Below are 18,727 nucleotides of genomic sequence, written 5' to 3'. Positions count from 1 at the left end.
AAGTAAATTACACAAACCGCCTAAAGCCCTGCGGGGGGGGGGGCGCTAGTTTTGACTTTTTTACCCTTTTGGGTGGTTGGTTAAAGTTTGACTAGTAAGCGCACTTTGGGCTCTATCAAGTCGTTTTCTAAGGGCTTAAGTTGTCCGCTTAAAGTGCCTGTGCTGGGGGCACTAAATTTGCCTTTTTACCCTTTAGGGTGAAGAATTGCTGCTGGAGTCTCTAGCGATTCTTTAGTAGTGTCTAAGAGAGATTCTTCGGCTTTGCTCTAGACATGACAAAAAGTCCTAAATGTCTCCCACCTGTGAGTCACGCTTCGTCTAGGATAAAAATCAATCGCACGAAGCACCATTAAAGCCAAGAGTGGGATTTTATATTATAATGAAGCGATTTATTCCCAATATCCTATGGAGGAAGCGTATGTATAGGGCTATTGTCATTATTTTAAGTTTTTGGGCTTATGTTGTTGGTGCACCTACACAAGAGATAGCCCCTATCACAGAGGCTGCAAAAGCCTTATTTGATATAGAATTCCTCTCTTTGCAAAACAAGCAGGGGAAATCCTATAAGATTCATATTGCCTTGCCAAAAGATACTAAAGATGAGAAAAGTATCTTTTATTTGCTCGATGGTAATGCCTTTTTTCCTATTTTGCTTAATGAGATTGCGAATACTCACGTGGATAGATTGCCCATAATTGTGGGGATAGGGCATGATAGTCCTTTAGCCTTTGATAGGGCATTAAGGACGTATGACTATACGCCTTTATTGGCTAAAGATTTGCAAGATGAGTTTGGCGGTGGAGGAGGGCAGAGTGAATTTTTAGACTTTATTCTCACTACGTTAAAGCCTTTGATAAAAGAGCGATTTGGTAGCCCTAAGCGAGAAATGCTTTTTGGGCATTCTTTTGGCGGGCTTTTTGTGCTCTATGCTTTGAGTTATAGTGGAGGGAGCTTTAGCCATTATGTGTGTGCTTCGCCATCACTATGGTGGGGGTTTGGCAGTTTTGTAGAGGCGTATAAGCAGCAAGCCTTAAAGGAAGATTTGAGCAAGGCTCATATTATCTTCACGCGTGGAGATTTAGAGGTCCAAGGGCAGCAAAATCATCTCTCTAAAAGTCTCTTACAAAGTAAGCAAAATAGGGAATATCCTAAACTCGAAGAGCTTGTTACATTTTTTAATGCCAAAAGTCCAAATGTGATATTTAAAGAGTTTGCAAACCAAACACATGGCAGTTCCTTGCCTTTGGCAATGATGTTGGGGTTGGAGCATTTTATGAATGAAGAGTAGTGCTTAGATTTGATGTTTGTTATATGTTGGGGGTGGCTTGCAAGTCTAAAGAAGCTTTCTTAGAATCACTAGCGACCCTGTCTCTTTGCAGCCTCTTGTGGACGGACAGAGCTTGAGCGAAGAATCTCTATTAGATTTGCTAACAACTCCGTTAATTTGTCATGTCTTTAGGAGTGAAACGACTGAAGAATCGCTAAAGGAATCACTAGACGACAAAAGAGATTCTTTGGTCGTACCTCGTGCTCCCACAAGACATGATAAGGTAAGGATTCTTTAGTGAATCTAAAAGCAATTCTCCACTCCCTTTAGGGGTAAAGGTATGACAAAATTACTAACTCCACACAATAATTCCCTATCTAGTCGTAGTGAAGCATACTCTCGCTGCTATAAACATACACCACCCCTTATTTAAAGAGCCACATATTGCCTATTTTGCCCGCTTTTTCCCCATAAGATATGCCACAGAGCCAGCATAGTTCATTTGCTCTGCGGGGATAGAGGTATCATTAAGAAACTCACATATACCTTGCTCATTTGTTTTAAGCTCTGCATTGAGCTCATCTTCTTGGTAGGTGTAGTGCATATTCGCACTTACTACTCCTTTAAGGGATTCCAAATGTTTATTAATAGCTATCTCTTCTTGTGTGCTAGGGGCTTCAAGCACTACGATGATTTGTTGGCTTTGGTTATCTTCAATATAGATTTCACAGCCCTCTATTTGCTCGATCTGCGCTCTTACAGATAGGTAGTCTTCTTGTGTGGTTTTTACGACAATGCTTGAGATATTCATATTTACTCCTTAAGTTGCCAGATAATGAAATTTTTATCATCGCTTCCTGAAATAAGCGTTGTTTCATCATAGAAAATAATACTATTAATGAGTGATGTTGAGCCTTGAAGTGTGTATTTTTCTTGTAATGTCTGCAGATCGATAATACTTATATCATTTTGCTCATTTTTGCTAAATGCGGCGAGTTTGGTTTGGGGGGATATACCTACCGCATAGATAAGAAACTCACTTTTAATGCTTGTAGCACTTTTAAGCTCAAAGTTAGAATCTTGGCTTACTTCAAAGGTGTAAATGCCCATTTGCCTATCTACACTTGCGGTAAGAATCGTGCTCTTTTGAGAGACAATTTGGTAGTTATTGTCTTTGTTGATTTTATCAAGTCTCTTTAGAATCTCCCCATTTGCTAGACTAATGACATGTACAATGCCTGATTCATCAGTGCTAAATATAAAAGGAGCATTTAAGCATAAATCAGAGAATCCAGCTTGGCTTGGGTGTGTGATAAACTCAAACTTTCCATGTGTGATGTCAAAAATGCCTACTTCATTGCTCAAAAATCCAACGACAAGCTTATCCTCATTCAAAGCGATAATACGTTTAGGCGAGCTAGGGGTGTGAAAAATCACTTCGGGCTTTTGCTTGGGTGAGAGTTTGAGAATCTGCTTGCCCCCGTGAGAGGCTTCGCTTAAGACAAATAATGTTTTGCCATCAAAGGTGGTTATATCAAATACGCGAGGGGCAAAGGTATTGCCAAAGTAATCTTCAATGGGGGCTAGAGTGAGGCTAGAGGTTTTATGTGCCATCTTGTTTGTATCGATGGTGAAAATATCAATTCCCCCACCAGCATTGCCCACAAAGATTTGGTTAGCAAAAGTGCTAATATGCGTAATAATGCCCTCTACTTGTATATTTTGAGCATTTTTACTCTCTAAGAGAATGCCATCTTTTGCAATCACAAGAGAGCACGTGGCACAAAGGGCGCATATAAGCTTAAAAAACGCATTCATTGGCAGTTATTTCACGCCCTCATTTAGCACTTCAAGCAGATTTGATTGGCTTTTTGCTTCTTGTGTGCGGAAAGTGGGAGTAAAGGTGTTGGCGATACTTGGGGTTATATTTGCTTGTGGTGTATGGCAAAGCACGCAGTTAAATCGTGCATGAGCCACTTCGCCTAATTCTTTATTGGCACGTAAGTCATAAGTGTGCGAAGCGGGGATAGGTATCGCTCCTAGGTCTGCAGCAATGGCGGGGTCGTGGCACGCAAGACATTGGTTATTATCTTGCGTGATAGGGAGCATATCTTCAGTGCTATGTGGAATCATAGGCGGGGCATTTTCAAAGGATCGCTCAATCCTTGTGCTTTCCCCTGCTATGGCATCAGAATATGTATATTCAAGGAGTTTTACATCTTTTTCATCTTGTAAATCTACTTTCCTAATACCAATGTCAGTATCCTTGAGGGCTTGACTTTGTGTATTATCATTACAGCCAAAAAAGCCAAGTAATCCAATGAGTAGTATGTATTTTTTCATTTTCTTTCCTTATGTGTGAAGTTTATAAGACTAAATGTGAGTGCATTATCATCGCACGCCTCGATACATCTTCCACAACGCAAGCAAGTCATTGTTTTGAATGCACCATCTTCTTTACCAATGCCCTTAAGGACTTCCGGCTCGGGGCAGATCCGCACACATTGCATACATTTTGTGCAATGTGCCACTTTATGTGATACGCGCAAAAGTGAGAATCTCCCAATGAGACTATAAAGTGCCCCAAGTGGGCAAATATGTCCGCAAAAGCCATGTTTTAAGATAAAAAGGTCAAATAAAAATACAGCCATAATGGCAAACACTCCAAAGCCCATCCCAAAGACAATGCCACGATGAAACATCGCAATGGGGCTAATAAGCTCAAAAGCTGCTACGCCAAAAAGTGCGCTGAGTACAAGTGTGAGAGAGAGTATCACAAAGCGCGTTGAACGCGGGAGGGTAAGCTTATATGGAGAGTTATTTAGCTTTAGCTTCGTACGTAAAAAGCTTGCAAAATCAGTAATGAGATTGATAGGGCATACAAAGCTACAAAAGGCTCTCCCTAAAAATACACCATAAAGCACCACCACAAGCATAACGCCAAGCCAAACATCAAGGGCTAAGCCCCCACCAGCAAGGAAGATTTGCAAAGCACTTAAAGGGTCGGCGAGTTTAATCGCCCCGCCAAACCATTCTGCATAGCTTAAATTCCCCTGTGCGATGAAGCTAAAGCCGCTATTTTGCTTGGCAATAACCGAGCTAGAATCTCCCATAAGCGATGAAATATCACCACCTAAGATAAGCTTTTCCTCTTTGTTTTGAATATTTTTAAACGTAGCTATAGAGCAATTACCCAATACAAAACACACAATAATAAGCAATTGAACGCATCGCCTAAGAAGCAAGAATCGCACTTTTGAAGTCTTCATCATAGCTCTCCTAGTGAATTATTGAGATATTCTAAACTCTCATCGAGTTTTTTATCGGGCTTTTGTGCCTTAGGCTTTGGTTCTTTTTGTTCAAAAAGGCGGTTTTCATCGAGTTTATCCCAACCTTTAATGTAGTTTGTGCCCATTTTGCCCAATGCGACATTACGAGGAAATACAATAATCGTGGGGAGTTCGGTTACACATGCCCTCTCACACATTCCACAACCTGTGCAATAATCACTATCAACAACGGGCAGCAAAAAGCCATGCTTGCCTGTGCGTTCATTACGCTTGTATTCTAAGACTATTGCCTTATCAATCAAGGGACATGCGCGATAGCACGCATCGCATTGAATCCCCGCATATGCAACACAATGTTTAGCATCCACCACCGCTACGCCCATAGTTGCATTATTAATGCTTGGCTGTGTGTATTGTGCATTTTCTTCCATTTTTTTAGGTTGATAAAGTCGCTTTAAATCAAGGGCATCAGTAGGGCATGCACTAGCACATGGAATATCCTCGCACATATAGCAAGGGACTTTGCGTGGCTCAAAAAATGGCGTGCCAAGTGTTGTGTTGTCATTTGGTGTAGCAAGTTTGAGTGTGTAAAATGGGCAAGATTCTACACAAAGCCCGCATTTAATGCAGCTTGCAATAAATTTAGAATCTTCCTCACTTGCCCCGGGCGGACGCAAGATATGAGTACTTCCGGCTTTAGCTACATTAATATATGCTCCCCAAAGAAGCGCGCCAAAGAGAGCAAAGCCTGTATTTTGCCCTATTTTTAGCAAGGCTTGCCGTCTCTGTGGATTTGGTGGCTTTTGTATTTTCACTTTTTATCCTTATGCCTTATAGACTTTAACAGCACATTTTTTAAAGTCTGTTTGCTTTGAAATGGGGCAGGTCGCATCAAGGCAGACTTTGTTAATAAAAACATTTTCATCAAACCAAGGCACATACACAAGCCCTTTTGGCGGGCGATTTCTACCGCGTAAATCAAGCCTTGCTTTTACCTTGCCTCTTCGTGATTCTACCCATACCACTTCATTTTGTGCTAAGTTTTGCGCTTGTGCATCTTCGGGGTGCATATAGCAGAGTGCTTCAGGCACGGCACGATAGAGTTCAGGCACACGCATAGTCATAGTCCCACTATGCCAATGCTCTAATACACGTCCTGTGCAAAGCCACATGGGGTATTGTTTATCGGGCATCTCACATGGGTCCATATAGGGGCGGAGGAAAATTTTTGCTTTATTATCAATACTCATTTGCCCATCATTTGGTGCGTGCAATGAGCCTGTTTGCAAGCTTTTGCCCTGATGTCCATAGAATGCAAAGGCTTTGCCATTACCAAACTTTTGGGCATAAAAGTCATATTTTGCATTAAAGCGCCATTGTGTTTCTTTCCCATTCACAACGGGCCAGCGCAAGCCCCTCACACGATGATAAGTATCAAAGTCTGCTAAATCATGTGCATGCCCTAAGCCAAATTGGCGATACTCTTCCCAAAGGTATTTTTGGATAAAGAATCCATAGCCTTTAAATATTTGATTCTGTCCATCTTTTACCTCACGAGAATCCCCAAAGACTTCGCTATTAAGCTCATCTTTAAGCATAGAATCTTGCGTGCTAAAGGCTTTTGCATTTTTGTTTGCATAGAGTACATCAAAAAGTGTATCACTTTCCTTATATCCCATAGCAAGAGCAGATTCTAGCACGGGCTTTAAGTCAAGCTTATCATAAGCTTTGCCCCATACTTCATTGATTGTGAAACGTTTAGCAAATTCTGCCATTTGCCAAATATCACTCATCGCTTCCCCGGGGGCTATTACTTGTTGTTTCCAGTGTTGAGTGCGGCGCTCTGCATTACCATAAGCGCCCCATTTTTCATAAATCATTGCTGTAGGTAAGATTAAATCTGCGACTTTGGCACTCACTCCGGGGTAGCATTCACTCACTACGATGAAATTATCCTGCTCTCTTGCTGCGGCGATCCAGTGGTTTGCATTGGCGGTATTTTGCCAAGGATTATTAACCTGCACCCACGCCCATTTAATCAGCCCATCTTCTAAATCACGCATAATTTTAAGATATGGAGCACCGATTTTGCCATTGAGTGTGCCTGCGGGGAGATTCCATATTTTTTCTGTCATTTCGCGATGTTTGGGGTTAGCTACGAGCATATCTGCGGGTAATCTATGAGAGAATGTCCCTACCTCGCGAGCAGTGCCGCAAGCACTTGGCTGCCCTGTGAGTGAGAATGCCCCGCTACCGGGTTTAGCTTGTTTGCCAAGAAGCATATGCACCATGTAGCTTTGCTCATTTACCCATGTGCCTCTTTGATGTTGATTCATTCCCATAGTCCAAAAGCTAACGACTTTACGATTTTTATCTATGTAATAATCCGCTAAGGCTTGAAGTTTTTGCTTGAAAGATTCTATGCTTTCATCGGGATTGCCTTTAGCAAGCTGGGCTACAAAATCTAAATTATAGGGCTCTAAGCCCTTTTTGAAATCTTCAAAGCTAATCCCCCAATGATTCCCAGCAGCGCCTGCTTTGTCCATTTGCATAACATCTCCTGCTTTAATGCCAAGATATTGCAAAGTAACGCCCTCATCTTCGCTTACGACTTTTGAGACTTCTTTAGCCACAATGTCTTTTTCTTTATCGGAGAATTTTGGGTGATTGGGGTTATTTCTCATACCATAACCGATATTGACAAAACCTGTGCTAAAGACGCAGTTTTCTTGGACAAAAGTTTTATCCATAGCATTACGATTGAGAATCTCCCTTGCAAGGAAGTTCCAAATTGCTAAATCTGTATGGGGTTTAAAAATAATTTCAATATCTGCTAAATCTGAAGTGCGGTTTGTGTATGTTGAGAGATTAATCACCTTGACATTATCATTACTTAGCTTTCTATCTGTTACGCGGCTCCAAAGCACAGGGTGCATTTCTGCCATATTCGCTCCCCAAGTAACAATCGTATCTGTAAGTTCAATATCATCATAGCAGCCAGCAGGCTCATCAATGCCAAAAGTTTCGATAAATCCCACGACAGCACTTGCCATACAATGCCGCGCATTGGGGTCAATATTATTACTTCTAAAACCACCTTTGACTAATTTTACTGCTGCATAGCCCTCTTGAATGGTATATTGCCCAGAGCCAAATACGGCTATACCTGTAGGTCCTAATTCATTATAAGCTTTTTTGAAATGTTTTGCCATTTCATCAAAAGCCCTCTCCCAACTGATGGGGGCAAATTTGCCCTTTTTGTCAAATTCTCCCTTTTCATTCATACGCAAAAGTGGCTTTGTAAGTCTATCTGCTCCGTACATAATTTTGGCGCAAAAATACCCCTTAATGCAGTTTAATCCTCGATTTACAGGGGCTTGGGGGTCGCCTTTGATAGCTACGATTTTGCGCTCCCCATTACTATCTTGTTGCGTAGCTACCATAATGCCACAGCCTGTCCCGCAGAATCTACATACAGATTTATCCCATTTCCAAAGCTTTTGGGCATTATCTGATTCTGCTTGCATAATACTTGGGACGCTTAAACCCACGCTTGCCGCTGCTGAAGCTGCCGCTGCGCTTTTTAAAAAATTTCTTCGTGAAAGCTTGGGTTTATTTTCTTGTATTTGTTGTGTCATAAAACCTCCTTTGTCAATCTCACTTCGCATTTGATACCAAATACTGAAAGCGGATTCTATCTATGATTCTCATTTTTAAACATTGATAAAAATCAATTATGGTTAAGAAAAAATTATTTTTTGTTAATTTGTCTTTGTATATAAAAATATCTATCGCTTTGTGTATGCTAAATATTTACTTTGCTTAGTGTATGGGGGTAGTCTTTATACGTTTTGCATATCTTGGGCATAATGCCTCTTAGTTTATCGGGGCAAAGAGACAATAACAAGCAATAAGGGAGGAGTAATATGGGTAAAAAATATATTGTGCTTTTTGATTTAGATGGCACTTTGATAGATTCTACACAAGCTATTTATGCGAGTTTTTGCCAAGCATATAGGCTTATGGGGCGCACTCCTCCATTATTTGATGAAATCAAGCGCACTATTGGCTACACTTTGGAGGATATGTTTATTACTCAAGGGATTCCCCCTAAGGAAGCGCCCATATATGTGGGGCATTATAGAGAGGCATATCATTATCTTATGGAAGAGGGCACACATTTGCTACCTTATGTGAAAGAAGCCTTGCATAGGGCAAGTGCATTTGCATATTTGGGTGTGGTAACCACGAAACGAGGGGATTTCTCAAAGATTTTATTGGAGAGGCTTGGTGTGGGTGGGTATTTTGACTGCATTGTAGGGATAGAATCTACTACTTATCCAAAGCCGCATGCAGAGCCTATTCTAAAGGCTTTAGAGCTATTAAGGGCAAGTCAAAAGGCTATAGGCAAAAAGCATATTTATATGATAGGTGATACTATGCTTGATATAGAGGCAGCACAAAATGCAGGGATTTGCTCTGTGGGAGTGCTGTGTGGATTTGGCTTGCATGATGTGCATGTAGAGATTCCATTGTGTGATAATATATTGCAAGCGGTGGATTATATCGCCCAAAAGCATAGCATTTAAGCTTGTTTGTTTTACTTTGGCTATCATTATAGATTTATTCAATATCTAAAAATTATGGGGAGAGAAATGGCAGTAGAACCGATGACAAATTATGGTTATGAAAAACTTTGTGCGGAATTAAAGAATCTCAAAGAAGTACAACGTCCTGCTATTGTGGTGGAAATTGATATAGCACGCTCACATGGGGATTTGAAAGAGAATGCAGAATATCATGCCGCAAGGGAGAAACAAGCCTTTATAGAGGCACGCATTAATGAGTTAGGGCTTATGCTAAGTGCTGCGCAAATCATTGACCCTGCGAGTTTGCCGCATGATAAAGTAAGCTTTGGCTCGAGTGTGAAGATACTCAACCTTGATACTGACAAGGAATTTGTCTATACATTTGTTGGCTCTATGGAGAGTAATCCCTCTAAGGGGCTTATTTCTGTGTCTTCGCCTATTGCTAAGGCACTTTTAGGTAAGAAAAAGGGCGATGAGGTGAGTATTACACTCCCTAGCGGAGAGAATGAATTTGAAATCCTTGATGTGTTTTATAAAGCAATTGTCTTTGAGGAGTGAGTGTGAAGCATATTCAAATTCGGGTAAAAAAGCTAGATCCCAGTGCCATTATACCTATGTATCAAACTCCGCAGGCAGCAGGCTTTGACTTGCATGCTATTAGTGATTATGTATTAGAGGCACACAAAAGTGCTCTCATAGGCACAGGCTTAGCCTTTGAGATAGAATCTCATTTTGAGATTCAAATAAGACCAAGAAGTGGCTTAGCACTTAAACATGGCATTAGCGTGCTCAATACCCCGGGGACTATTGATAGCGATTATCGTGGGGAGATTAAAGTGCTTTTAATCAATCATTCTTCACTTGATTTTCATATCCATAAAGGGGATAGAATCGCCCAAGCAGTAGTGAATGAAATCACTCATGCACAATTTAGTGAGGTAGAGGAGCTCCAAGAGAGTGTGCGTGGTGAAAAGGGCTTTGGCTCTTCTGGTGTAGCACCATAAAATATGCAATTTTGAGATAGGAGGTTTTATGAGTTTGCAATCTAATTTACATGACGTGAAAGCTTCATTTGATAGTGATAAAAAGATTTTAGAGAGTGCCTTCACATTAGAGATTTTATACAAACGTTATCGCAAATATATTATTGCGGGGATTGTGTGCGTTGCGATAGTGGGGGTTTGGTGGTCTGTGAATGCCTATATTCACTCTCAACGTGCCAAAGAGGCAAGCACAGCGTATGCAAAACTCTTTGAAAATGCTACAGATACACAAGCCCTGCAAGCATTACAAAAGGCAAGTCCGGAGCTTTATGATATGTATGTGTATTTTAATGCCCATGATGGGGATATTCATCTCTATGAGGGGTTGGCAGATTCTAAAAATGCCCTTGTGCGATCTTTAGCCCAATATGAGATTGCCTCCATACGTGCAAGTGAATCCTTACAAGATAGTGGCTTATCTTTAGATGAGAGTCTTGCATTTTTGGAGCGCACAAGGGCGGGGAGTTTGAAGGAATTTGCCCTTTTGCAAGAGGCATATTTGCTTTTTAAGGCAAAGAAGAATGATGAGGCATATCAAAAGCTTATGCTTATCCCTGAAAATAGTGTATTTTATGAGGCAGCACTGAATCTTAGGCATTTTGGTTTAGAGCTTCAAACACCAAAAAAGGATAAATCATAAATGATACATAGAGTTGTTTTTTGCATTTGTGTATGTGCTTTAGTAGGTTGTAGCTCTAAAAAGCATTTTGAACCAAAAGTCATCAATGGGGAAGTGACGTTTGAAAACAAGCTCCCATCACCCATAAAGAACGCTAATCGCTTAGGCGCTGTGCTTAAAGATAATACACTTCTTACCTTTGAGCAAGGGCGCACACCTATTGTTTTAGAATCTCAATACAAGTTTTTAACACAAGATAAAGCAAAGTATATTTTTCAAAAAGCATGTAAGGATATTGTGATTATGAAATCTGATACATTGCAAACTATCCCCTTTGATACTTGCATTCTCTCTGCAAGTGCTAAAGATAGCAAGCTAGCGATGATATTAAATGATAATACGCTTGTGTATTATGACCTAAAGGCTAGAGCAGAGATTTTTTCACAGAAATATCCTGCGGCATTAGCGATTAATGCTTATCTTGCCTCACCGCATATCACTGATAAATATATTATTTTCCCAGACCTTGAGGGGAAGATACTCATCTATGATATAGCACAAAATAAAATCATTAAAGACATACTCATTAGCAGTGATAAATTTTTTAATAATGTGATTTATATGTATTCACAAGAGCATTACTTGCTTGCGGCGACTGCAAAACGTATAAGTGCGATTATTGATGATAAAAGTTTTAAATATGATGTAGATTTGCGTGATGTGCTCTTTTTTAATAATAAAGTGTATGTGCTAAGCATTGAGGGGGAGATTTTAGAGCTTGATCATACCTTGAAGCTTTTACGTAAAGTGAGATTGCCCTTTGCGGTCTTAAGCGGGATGGTGATTGCCAATAACACACTCTATACACTTGAGAAGGGCGGATATTTGATTGCGCTTGATTTAGGGGAGTTTGCTCCCATGGTGTATAAAAATCATCTCAGCAAGAAGAAAAGTCTTTTTTATAATCGTGATACATTTTTTTACGACAAGGTTTATAAAAGGTTTGAGTAATGCTTTTGTGTGATGTGGGTAATACCTTTTTGCATTTTTATCATGATGGAAAAATATGGAAAGAAAAGCCATCGATTTTGAGTAAGAAAAAGGAAAATGTGCCCATATATTATATTAGCGTGAATGAGAGGAGCGAACGTTGTTTGCTAGCCTCTCATACATATTGTGTAAATGTGGGTGAATATATTGAAATTAAGAGCGAGTATAAGGGCTTGGGTGTAGATAGGAAGGCGGCGTGTAATGCCATTGATGAGGGGGTGATTATTGATGCAGGAAGTGCCATTACTATAGATGTTATGCAAGAGGGGATTCATTTAGGCGGGTATATTATGCCCGGCTTAAATGCCTATAAGAAAATGTGTGCAGAGATTTCCCCCACACTTGATAAAAACATAGAAACGGGGGTAAATTTATCTGCCCTCCCGCATAATACCACTGATGCGTTGAGCTTTGGAGCGATAAAAAGCATTATATTGATGATTAAACATACCTCCCAGACAAAAAAGCTTTACTTCACAGGGGGCGATGGCAAGTTTTTTGCACGTTTTTTTGAAAATGCCATTTATGACAATACGCTTGTATTTAAGGGTATGCAAAAAGCCTTACAAAAGCATATATAGGGCATTTGTGAGGTTGTTATAAGGAGATATGATGATTAAGATAGCTTTACCCAAGGGGCGCATAGCCCAAGAAAGCCTAGCGTTATTTGAGCGACTTTATGAGGGGAATTTTGTCTTTGATGATAGGAAATTAATTTTAGAGCATAAGGACTTTACTTTTATGCTTGTACGTAGCCAAGATGTGCCCACTTATGTGGTGCATCAGGCTGCAGATGTGGGGATTGTGGGGTTAGATGTGATAGAAGAGCAGCAGGTAAATGTGGTGCGACTTTTGAATCTTGGCATTGGCAAGTGCAAGGTAGTAGTAGGCTCTCCTAAGGGCAAGATTCTTGATTATCAAAAGCCCCAACTCAAAATAGCCACAAAAATGCCACATATTACACGCAAATATTTTGCCAATAAAGCCGTCTCTATTGAATCTCTAAAGCTTTATGGTTCTATTGAGCTAGCCCCGCTTGTGGGCTTAAGCGATGGGATTGTAGATATTGTAGAGACGGGCAATACTATGGCGCAAAATAATCTTAAAATTGATGAAGTCATTATGGAATCAAGTGCTTATCTTATCGCCAATAGAAATAGCTTTTATGAAAAAAAGGAGTTTATCCTAGCCCTTTATGATAAGCTAAAAGAGATACTCAATCAAGGGTAGCATTAAGTATTTCTTGTGATTTTTTGAGTGCATCAAGCTGCATTTTTTTGAGCTGCTCATTATTGGGGCTTAGCGGTGCAAAGGATTGAGCTTGTGATGTATTTTGTAATTCTTTTGGCTGCATACCACGAGGCATTTTGACAAAAATATCTTCATAATTTTTCTTCCCTAAGTGGTGGCGGATATAAATTTCACCTGTTTGGGTGGAATAAATATAAGTATCTTTGCCATCAGAGAACATAACCCACTCTCCAGCCCATAGGCTTACACATAAGCATATAATACCTAAAGTTGTTTTCATACTATTCCTTGCATTGGTTGATTCTTTGCAAAAGTGCGGGGTAAAGCCTTGCTTCTTGCCTTAAGGCAAGACGTAAAGCCTTTGCATTTGGGCAATATTTGATGACAAGATTCCAAAACTCGTGCGAGTGATTTTTATAGCAAATATGAGCAAGCTCATGGATAATCACATAGTCTATGAAATGCTTTTTTGCAAAAATTAGCATAAAAGAAAAGAAGAGGCGATTGTCATGGGTGCAGCTTCCAAAGCGTGAGAGGGCATTGGTGATTTTGATTGATTGGTATGTAAGCCCCATGAGTGTGGCATACTCATTCACACGCGGATAAATATAGTCTTGAAGCATGGAGAGGAGTTGGGGTTTAAGTGGGTTTGAGAAATGGCTTATATCCTGCCAAGAACCAAAAAGGAGGATTTCATTAGGGTGGGCATTGAGTGTAGCTTGCAATGCCATATAAGATGCACTAGATTTTTGCAGGGTGGATTCTATCCATGTGTGATATTGGGTGATAAAGTCCTGTATTTGCGAGTTTGAGAAATGCAGGGGAACGCGTATGAAAAGTGATGTATCAGCCTTAATTACAATACGTGGGTAAGTAATCCTTTTACGCTCAATATATATCTTAGAAGCGTGGGGGTAAAGATTTTGCATTGCTTTTAACATAAAATTGCCACTTTTAGCTATAATTTTTCGCAATTATAACCTAAAAATGGAGACAAGATGAAAGTTCTACTTTTAGAAAACATACAGGGGCTTGGCAAAAAGGGTGAGGTTGTTGAAGTCAAAGACGGATATGGACAAAATTTTCTTATCGCTAAAGGCAAAGCCCAGCACGCCACAAATGAAGTGATAAACAAATACAAAGCCCAGCTTAGAAAACAGCAAGAATTAGAAGCTTTAGAGATAGCACAAATGCAGCAGATAAAGCAAACTTTAGAGGGACTTAAACTGACACTTCATAAAAAAGTAGGGGCAAATAATACGCTTTTTGGCTCTATTACCAAAGATGAGATTGTGCTTGCATTAGATGAGCATAAGATACATATTGACAAAAAGCATATTGAAATCCCTCAAGCTATTAAACACACAGGAGAGTTTGATATATTGGCAAAATTAGGGCATGGCATAAATGCGAATTTTAAAATTATTGTAGAAGCCCTAAAGGGTGAATGATGTTTGAGGCAACAACTATACTTGGCTATCGTGGCGAATATAATGGAAAGCAGTGTGCGATTATTGGTGGAGATGGGCAGGTTACCTTTGGTAATTGTGTGCTAAAGAGCAATGCGACAAAAATTCGCACACTCTATAATGGGCAGATTCTAAGTGGATTTGCTGGGAGTACAGCTGATGCCTTTAGTCTTTTTGATATTTTTGAGCGCATTTTAGAGGGGCGAAAGGGTGATTTAGTACGCAGTGTGCTTGAGTTTAGCAAAGAATGGAGAAAGGATAAATATTTGCGCAAGTTAGAGGCGATGATGATTGTCTTAAATGCTAGCCATATTTATATTTTAAGCGGGAGTGGTGATGTAGTAGAGCCAGAAGATGGCAAAATAGCTGCTATTGGGAGCGGGGGTAATTATGCTTTGAGTGCGGCGCGTGCGCTTGCAGCATATAGTGCTTTATCACCTAGGGACATTGTGGAGCATTCCTTACATATTGCTGGAGAATTGTGCATTTATACCAATACGCAGATAAAGATTCTAGAACTATAAATGGAGCAAAGATGAAAGAAAATATGACACCCAAGGAAATTGTGCAATATCTTGATGGTTATATCATTGGGCAGCATGAAGCGAAAAAGGCAGTTGCCATTGCTTTAAGGAATCGTTACAGACGCATGAAGCTTGATAAAGAGGTGCAAGAGGAAATTACCCCTAAAAATATCTTAATGATTGGCTCAACAGGTGTGGGGAAAACAGAAATCGCAAGACGTATGGCAAAAATGATGGGCTTACCTTTTGTGAAAGTTGAGGCAAGCAAATATACTGAAGTGGGCTTTGTGGGGAGAGATGTAGAATCTATGGTAAGAGATTTGGTGCTAGCAAGTGTGAATTTAGTCGAGCATGAGCATAGACAAAAGGCTCAAGCCCAAATTAATGATTATATTATTGAAAAAATCACTAAAAAGTTGCTCCCGCCATTGCCGGGCGGTGCGAGTGAGGCAAAAAAGAGTGAATATGAGATGAGCTTTGCTAAAATGAAGCAACGTGTGATAAAGGGGGAAGTTGATGATTTGATGATTGAGGTAGAAATCAGTAAAAAAGTCCAACTTAGCGATGAGAATCTCCCGCCCGATATGGTAAAAATGCAAGAATCGCTTTTCAAGGTATTAAATGTAACGCAAGATAAAGTAAAAAAGGAAATTAGTGTAAAAGAAGCCAAAGAAGTGCTAATGAGTGAAGCGACAGAATCTGTGCTTGATACAGAGAGCATTAAAGCAGAGGGCTTAAGAAGGGCAGAACAAAATGGGGTGATTTTTATTGATGAGATTGATAAAGTAGCCATAGGGGGTAAAGATAGCTCAAGGCAAGATCCAAGCAAGGAGGGTGTGCAAAGGGATTTGTTACCCATTGTAGAGGGGAGTGTGGTCAATACAAAATATGGGCAGATTAAAACAGATTATATTTTATTTATAGCTGCGGGGGCATTTCATGTGAGCAAACCAAGCGATTTGATCCCTGAATTACAGGGGAGATTCCCTTTACGTGTAGAGTTAAATAATCTCAATGAGGAGAGTTTGTACCAGATTCTCACTCAAACTAAAAGTTCTCTTTTAAGGCAATACCAGCTCTTGCTTGATACAGAGGATATTAGGCTTGAGTTTAGCGATGAGGCTATTAGGGAATTAGCGCGACTCTCTCACAATGCCAATTTGCGCACCGAAGATATTGGAGCAAGACGTTTGCATACGACTATTGAGCATGTGCTAGAGGATATTAGCTTTGATGTAGATACTTATAAGGGTAAAGTGGTTGAAATAACCGCAGAAATGGTGAGAGAGGCGTTGGTGGATTTGGTAGAAAATGTTGATTTAGCACGTTATATTCTCTAAAGCCTCTGTATGGATAATACAACACAAGATAATGCCCTTAGCACTCGCTCAGGCTTTGTAGCTATACTTGGCAGACCAAATGCAGGTAAATCTACCTTGCTTAATCATCTCTTGGGTGAAAGGATAGCTTTAGTCTCACATAAGGCAAATGCCACGCGCAAACAATTGCAAGTGATTGTGCCTTATGCTCCTATGAAGGCTCAAATTGTGTTTGTGGATACGCCGGGCATTCACCATAAAGAAAGGTTGCTTAATCAATATATGCTTGCTCAATCGCTTAAGGCTATAAGTGATTGTGATTTAGCACTTTATCTCGCACCTATTAGTGATGAGCTAAGCTATTATGAGCATTTTTTATCTTTAAGCGGGGGTTTGCCTCATCTTTTAGTTTTAAGCAAAATTGATACTTGCTCCAAAGAGCAGCTTTTGGCAAAGATAGCACAATATCAAGCGTATGCTAAAGATTTTTTAGCACTTTTGCCCATAAGTGTGAAAAAGGGATTTGATAGAGAATTGATACTTAAAAATATTGCTACGCATTTGCCTTATGCTCCATTTTTTTATGAGGATAATATACTCTCACCAACGGCGCTAAAAGAAATCTATAAAGAAATGATACGTGAGAGTTTGTTTGAGAATCTTAGCGATGAGATTCCATACGAGGCAGATGTGATTGTGGATACATGCAAAGAAGATGTCAAAATGGATAGAATCTATGCACGTGTGATTGTGGAGAAAGAAAGTCAGAAAGCTATGGTGGTCGGCAAGGGAGGGAGTAGCATTAAACGTATAGGCAAACTCGCACGGCAAAAAATAGCTCTTTTTAGCACAAAGCAGGTTTTTTTAAGACTTGATGTTGAAGTGCATAGAGGCTGGAGTAAGCAAAAAGATATGTTGAAAAAAATAGGATATGATTTTGTCTAAAAGATTACAAAAGGAGCAAAGATGAGCAATCGCCTCAAAAAATACCTTATATATGTGGTGATTACAGGATTTATGGGGCATCTTTACGCCTTTGATGTGCAGCTTATGAATCTTGTAAGTGAATATAAGAAAAATGGTATAGGAGCCATAGAGACTAAACTTGAAGGTTATTTGCTAGATAAAGAATATTGGATTGAGTATTTAAAGGATAATGCTACAGAATATGGCTATTTTGAAGATTTACAATTTTTGTTTGTTTCAGATAAATCTGCTCCCACTCTCACGCTTTATGAGCTGGTAGGCTCTTCGCTTAAAGAGCTTGGCACATCAAGTGCGCTTGTCGCAAAGGGTAAGGGTAATAAATATAAGGAGGGTGATCTTACAACGCCTATAGGGAGTTATGATTTAAATGCGCGATTAACGGGTTTAGATCAGTATTATGGACCACTTGCATTTTCAACAAGCTATCCTAATGTGTATGATAGGTCTTTGAAAAAAACAGGCGGAGGTATTTGGATACATGGACTGCCCCTTAATGGGAATAGAGAAGAGCTTAATACGCGCGGTTGTATTGCCATTGATAATGATTTGCTTAAAAAGTATGATAGTTTGATTGACTGGAAAAAAACTATGCTCATTACTTATGAGGGGGTATTTAAGCCGGCAAGCGTAGATGAGCTAGCACTTATTCTCTCTAGCTTTTATCAATGGAAGCATGTATGGCAAAAGAGTGATTTAGCAAGTTATTTGAGTTTTTATGATGAGAAAGATTTCTATCGTCCAGATGGTATGAGTTTTGAATCATTCAAAGCACATAAAAAAAGTGTTTTTGCCAAAAATGAGAGTAAAAATATACGGGTTTCAAATATCAATGTATCTATATATCCTAATGAGGCACACCGCAATATGTATCGCATAAGCTTTACTCAAGATTATAAGGCTACACTCAATGGCAAACCTAGCTTTAGCTCTGTGGGTAGGAAAGATATGTATGTTGTGTTAGAAAATGGCAAAATGAAGATTCTAAGCGAGAGATAGAGAAGAGCTTCGCATCATACATTATAGAAATTTCAGCTCCTGCCCTCTCTTTCTGACACATAAATGCAATGAATGCAATGTGGGACGTAAAATTATTTCAACATATTTTAAGATTTATGCAAGATTTATACAAAGTTTTATAATAGGTCAGTTTGTTTGTAAGCGGTGTTTCTACTTCTTCTTTTTATTTTACTTTTGCTTCTTTTTATATTTGCCCTAAAGCATATTTGTAATGGAATGGCAAAGGGTATATGCTATTGTGTTTGAATGGGTTTGTGTAAGAGAGTGATAAAAAAGAATGATATTGCATTTAAGGTTTTATA

General features: G+C 39.6%; 22 protein-coding genes. 14 read left to right on the top strand and 8 right to left on the bottom strand.

Annotation, left to right across the window (positions count from 1 at the left end):
* Nucleotides 1-418: 418 nt before the first annotated feature.
* Together CQA63_RS02990 and CQA63_RS09400 are read left to right on the top strand one after the other, a co-directional pair.
* A complete protein-coding gene (locus tag CQA63_RS02990) occupies nt 419-1,288 on the top strand; it encodes an alpha/beta hydrolase (RefSeq protein ID WP_158655426.1) in 870 nt (289 codons plus the stop codon).
* Between the two features lie 85 nt (nt 1,289-1,373).
* The gene (locus CQA63_RS09400; protein ID WP_147288716.1) at nt 1,374-1,565 is read left to right on the top strand and encodes a hypothetical protein; all 192 of its coding nucleotides are present in this window, start codon (nt 1,374-1,376) and stop codon (nt 1,563-1,565) included.
* 150 nt (nt 1,566-1,715) lie between these two features.
* Here the strand turns inward: CQA63_RS09400 and CQA63_RS02985 are convergent, their stop codons facing one another.
* Genes CQA63_RS02985 through napA form a run of 6 tightly spaced genes read right to left on the bottom strand, consistent with a single transcriptional unit; the run spans nt 1,716 to nt 8,195 of the window.
* Nucleotides 1,716-2,078, bottom strand: a complete 363-nt coding sequence (locus CQA63_RS02985; protein ID WP_104699318.1) for a chaperone NapD — start codon at nt 2,076-2,078, stop codon at nt 1,716-1,718.
* Nucleotides 2,079-2,080: 2 nt separating this feature from the next.
* Nucleotides 2,081-3,085 carry a WD40 repeat domain-containing protein gene (locus tag CQA63_RS02980; protein ID WP_104699319.1) on the bottom strand — a complete coding sequence of 335 codons (1,005 nt, stop codon included), beginning with the start codon at nt 3,083-3,085 and terminating at the stop codon, nt 2,081-2,083.
* Nucleotides 3,086-3,091: 6 nt separating this feature from the next.
* Complete coding sequence (locus CQA63_RS02975) at nt 3,092-3,610, bottom strand: nitrate reductase cytochrome c-type subunit (protein WP_104699320.1); 519 nt, start codon at nt 3,608-3,610, stop codon at nt 3,092-3,094.
* Nucleotides 3,607-4,539: a quinol dehydrogenase ferredoxin subunit NapH gene (napH, locus tag CQA63_RS02970; RefSeq protein ID WP_233706546.1), complete on the bottom strand. Its 933-nt coding sequence runs from the start codon at nt 4,537-4,539 to the stop codon at nt 3,607-3,609. The genes CQA63_RS02975 and napH overlap by 4 nt, the downstream gene beginning before the upstream one ends.
* Nucleotides 4,536-5,372, bottom strand: coding sequence for a ferredoxin-type protein NapG (napG, locus tag CQA63_RS02965; protein WP_104699321.1), 837 nt, complete (start codon nt 5,370-5,372; stop codon nt 4,536-4,538). Before napG ends, napH begins: the two co-directional genes overlap by 4 nt.
* A gap of 9 nt (nt 5,373-5,381) precedes the next feature.
* The gene (gene napA / locus CQA63_RS02960) at nt 5,382-8,195 is read right to left on the bottom strand and encodes a nitrate reductase catalytic subunit NapA (RefSeq protein ID WP_104699322.1); all 2,814 of its coding nucleotides are present in this window, start codon (nt 8,193-8,195) and stop codon (nt 5,382-5,384) included.
* Nucleotides 8,196-8,483: 288 nt separating this feature from the next.
* On the opposite strand from napA, the gene CQA63_RS02955 reads away from it, so the two are divergent.
* The 7 genes from CQA63_RS02955 (at nt 8,484) to hisG (ending at nt 13,088) form a co-directional block, all read left to right on the top strand.
* Nucleotides 8,484-9,146, top strand: a complete 663-nt coding sequence (locus CQA63_RS02955) for an HAD family hydrolase (protein WP_104699323.1) — start codon at nt 8,484-8,486, stop codon at nt 9,144-9,146.
* A 66-nt stretch (nt 9,147-9,212) separates the two neighbouring features.
* Nucleotides 9,213-9,704 carry a transcription elongation factor GreA gene (gene greA, locus CQA63_RS02950; RefSeq protein WP_199770674.1) on the top strand — a complete coding sequence of 164 codons (492 nt, stop codon included), beginning with the start codon at nt 9,213-9,215 and terminating at the stop codon, nt 9,702-9,704.
* An 11-nt stretch (nt 9,705-9,715) separates the two neighbouring features.
* Nucleotides 9,716-10,150: a dUTP diphosphatase gene (gene dut, locus CQA63_RS02945; protein ID WP_199770680.1), complete on the top strand. Its 435-nt coding sequence runs from the start codon at nt 9,716-9,718 to the stop codon at nt 10,148-10,150.
* Nucleotides 10,151-10,178: 28 nt separating this feature from the next.
* The gene (locus CQA63_RS02940; protein ID WP_104699325.1) at nt 10,179-10,829 is read left to right on the top strand and encodes a hypothetical protein; all 651 of its coding nucleotides are present in this window, start codon (nt 10,179-10,181) and stop codon (nt 10,827-10,829) included.
* Nucleotides 10,830-11,819, top strand: a complete 990-nt coding sequence (locus CQA63_RS02935; RefSeq protein ID WP_104699326.1) for a plasminogen-binding protein — start codon at nt 10,830-10,832, stop codon at nt 11,817-11,819. It abuts the gene before it with no gap.
* Nucleotides 11,819-12,439 (top strand): type III pantothenate kinase, encoded by a 621-nt coding sequence (locus CQA63_RS02930; RefSeq protein WP_104699327.1) that lies wholly within the window; start codon nt 11,819-11,821, stop codon nt 12,437-12,439. Before CQA63_RS02935 ends, CQA63_RS02930 begins: the two co-directional genes overlap by 1 nt.
* Before the next feature lie 31 nt (nt 12,440-12,470).
* Entirely contained in the window at nt 12,471-13,088 is a 618-nt protein-coding gene (hisG, locus tag CQA63_RS02925) for an ATP phosphoribosyltransferase (RefSeq protein WP_104699328.1), read from the top strand.
* On the opposite strand, the gene CQA63_RS02920 is transcribed toward hisG, so the two are convergent.
* Entirely contained in the window at nt 13,075-13,389 is a 315-nt protein-coding gene (locus tag CQA63_RS02920; protein ID WP_104699329.1) for a hypothetical protein, read from the bottom strand. The genes hisG and CQA63_RS02920 overlap by 14 nt on opposite strands.
* A gap of 1 nt (nt 13,390) precedes the next feature.
* Entirely contained in the window at nt 13,391-14,038 is a 648-nt protein-coding gene (locus CQA63_RS02915; protein ID WP_244916265.1) for a M48 family metallopeptidase, read from the bottom strand.
* Nucleotides 14,039-14,107: 69 nt separating this feature from the next.
* Here CQA63_RS02915 and rplI point away from each other — a divergent pair, with 69 nt between their 5' ends.
* Genes rplI through CQA63_RS02890 form a run of 5 tightly spaced genes read left to right on the top strand, consistent with a single transcriptional unit; the run spans nt 14,108 to nt 18,404 of the window.
* A complete protein-coding gene (gene rplI, locus CQA63_RS02910; RefSeq protein ID WP_104699330.1) occupies nt 14,108-14,560 on the top strand; it encodes a 50S ribosomal protein L9 in 453 nt (150 codons plus the stop codon).
* Complete coding sequence (gene hslV / locus CQA63_RS02905; protein ID WP_104699331.1) at nt 14,560-15,102, top strand: ATP-dependent protease subunit HslV; 543 nt, start codon at nt 14,560-14,562, stop codon at nt 15,100-15,102. Before rplI ends, hslV begins: the two co-directional genes overlap by 1 nt.
* A 23-nt stretch (nt 15,103-15,125) precedes the next feature.
* The gene (gene hslU / locus CQA63_RS02900; RefSeq protein ID WP_411710113.1) at nt 15,126-16,442 is read left to right on the top strand and encodes an ATP-dependent protease ATPase subunit HslU; all 1,317 of its coding nucleotides are present in this window, start codon (nt 15,126-15,128) and stop codon (nt 16,440-16,442) included.
* Between the two features lie 9 nt (nt 16,443-16,451).
* On the top strand, nt 16,452-17,366 hold the full coding sequence (gene era, locus CQA63_RS02895) for a GTPase Era (protein ID WP_104699333.1): 915 nt from the start codon (nt 16,452-16,454) through the stop codon (nt 17,364-17,366).
* 21 nt (nt 17,367-17,387) lie between these two features.
* Nucleotides 17,388-18,404 carry a L,D-transpeptidase family protein gene (locus CQA63_RS02890; RefSeq protein WP_104699334.1) on the top strand — a complete coding sequence of 339 codons (1,017 nt, stop codon included), beginning with the start codon at nt 17,388-17,390 and terminating at the stop codon, nt 18,402-18,404.
* Nucleotides 18,405-18,727 lie beyond the last annotated feature (323 nt).

The organism is Helicobacter marmotae, from assembly GCF_003364255.1.
Lineage (GTDB): Bacteria > Campylobacterota > Campylobacteria > Campylobacterales > Helicobacteraceae > Helicobacter_C > Helicobacter_C marmotae.
The sequence above is the reverse complement of the archived record's forward strand: the minus strand, read 5'-3'. Positions and strand labels throughout refer to the sequence as shown.

Bases quoted from the DNA above. Each gene is read 5' to 3' on its own strand.
- CQA63_RS02990 (WP_158655426.1), top strand. From the start codon at position 419: ATGTATAGGGCTATTGTCATTATTTTAAGTTTTTGGGCTTATGTTGTT.
- CQA63_RS02985 (WP_104699318.1), bottom strand. From the start codon at position 2,078: ATGAATATCTCAAGCATTGTCGTAAAAACCACACAAGAAGACTACCTA.
- CQA63_RS02980 (WP_104699319.1), bottom strand. From the start codon at position 3,085: ATGAATGCGTTTTTTAAGCTTATATGCGCCCTTTGTGCCACGTGCTCT.
- CQA63_RS02975 (WP_104699320.1), bottom strand. From the start codon at position 3,610: ATGAAAAAATACATACTACTCATTGGATTACTTGGCTTTTTTGGCTGT.
- napH (WP_233706546.1), bottom strand. From the start codon at position 4,539: ATGATGAAGACTTCAAAAGTGCGATTCTTGCTTCTTAGGCGATGCGTT.
- napA (WP_104699322.1), bottom strand. From the start codon at position 8,195: ATGACACAACAAATACAAGAAAATAAACCCAAGCTTTCACGAAGAAAT.
- CQA63_RS02955 (WP_104699323.1), top strand. From the start codon at position 8,484: ATGGGTAAAAAATATATTGTGCTTTTTGATTTAGATGGCACTTTGATA.
- greA (WP_199770674.1), top strand. From the start codon at position 9,213: ATGGCAGTAGAACCGATGACAAATTATGGTTATGAAAAACTTTGTGCG.
- CQA63_RS02940 (WP_104699325.1), top strand. From the start codon at position 10,179: ATGAGTTTGCAATCTAATTTACATGACGTGAAAGCTTCATTTGATAGT.
- CQA63_RS02935 (WP_104699326.1), top strand. From the start codon at position 10,830: ATGATACATAGAGTTGTTTTTTGCATTTGTGTATGTGCTTTAGTAGGT.
- CQA63_RS02930 (WP_104699327.1), top strand. From the start codon at position 11,819: ATGCTTTTGTGTGATGTGGGTAATACCTTTTTGCATTTTTATCATGAT.
- hisG (WP_104699328.1), top strand. From the start codon at position 12,471: ATGATTAAGATAGCTTTACCCAAGGGGCGCATAGCCCAAGAAAGCCTA.
- CQA63_RS02920 (WP_104699329.1), bottom strand. From the start codon at position 13,389: ATGAAAACAACTTTAGGTATTATATGCTTATGTGTAAGCCTATGGGCT.
- CQA63_RS02915 (WP_244916265.1), bottom strand. From the start codon at position 14,038: ATGCAAAATCTTTACCCCCACGCTTCTAAGATATATATTGAGCGTAAA.
- rplI (WP_104699330.1), top strand. From the start codon at position 14,108: ATGAAAGTTCTACTTTTAGAAAACATACAGGGGCTTGGCAAAAAGGGT.
- hslV (WP_104699331.1), top strand. From the start codon at position 14,560: ATGTTTGAGGCAACAACTATACTTGGCTATCGTGGCGAATATAATGGA.
- hslU (WP_411710113.1), top strand. From the start codon at position 15,126: ATGACACCCAAGGAAATTGTGCAATATCTTGATGGTTATATCATTGGG.
- era (WP_104699333.1), top strand. From the start codon at position 16,452: ATGGATAATACAACACAAGATAATGCCCTTAGCACTCGCTCAGGCTTT.
- CQA63_RS02890 (WP_104699334.1), top strand. From the start codon at position 17,388: ATGAGCAATCGCCTCAAAAAATACCTTATATATGTGGTGATTACAGGA.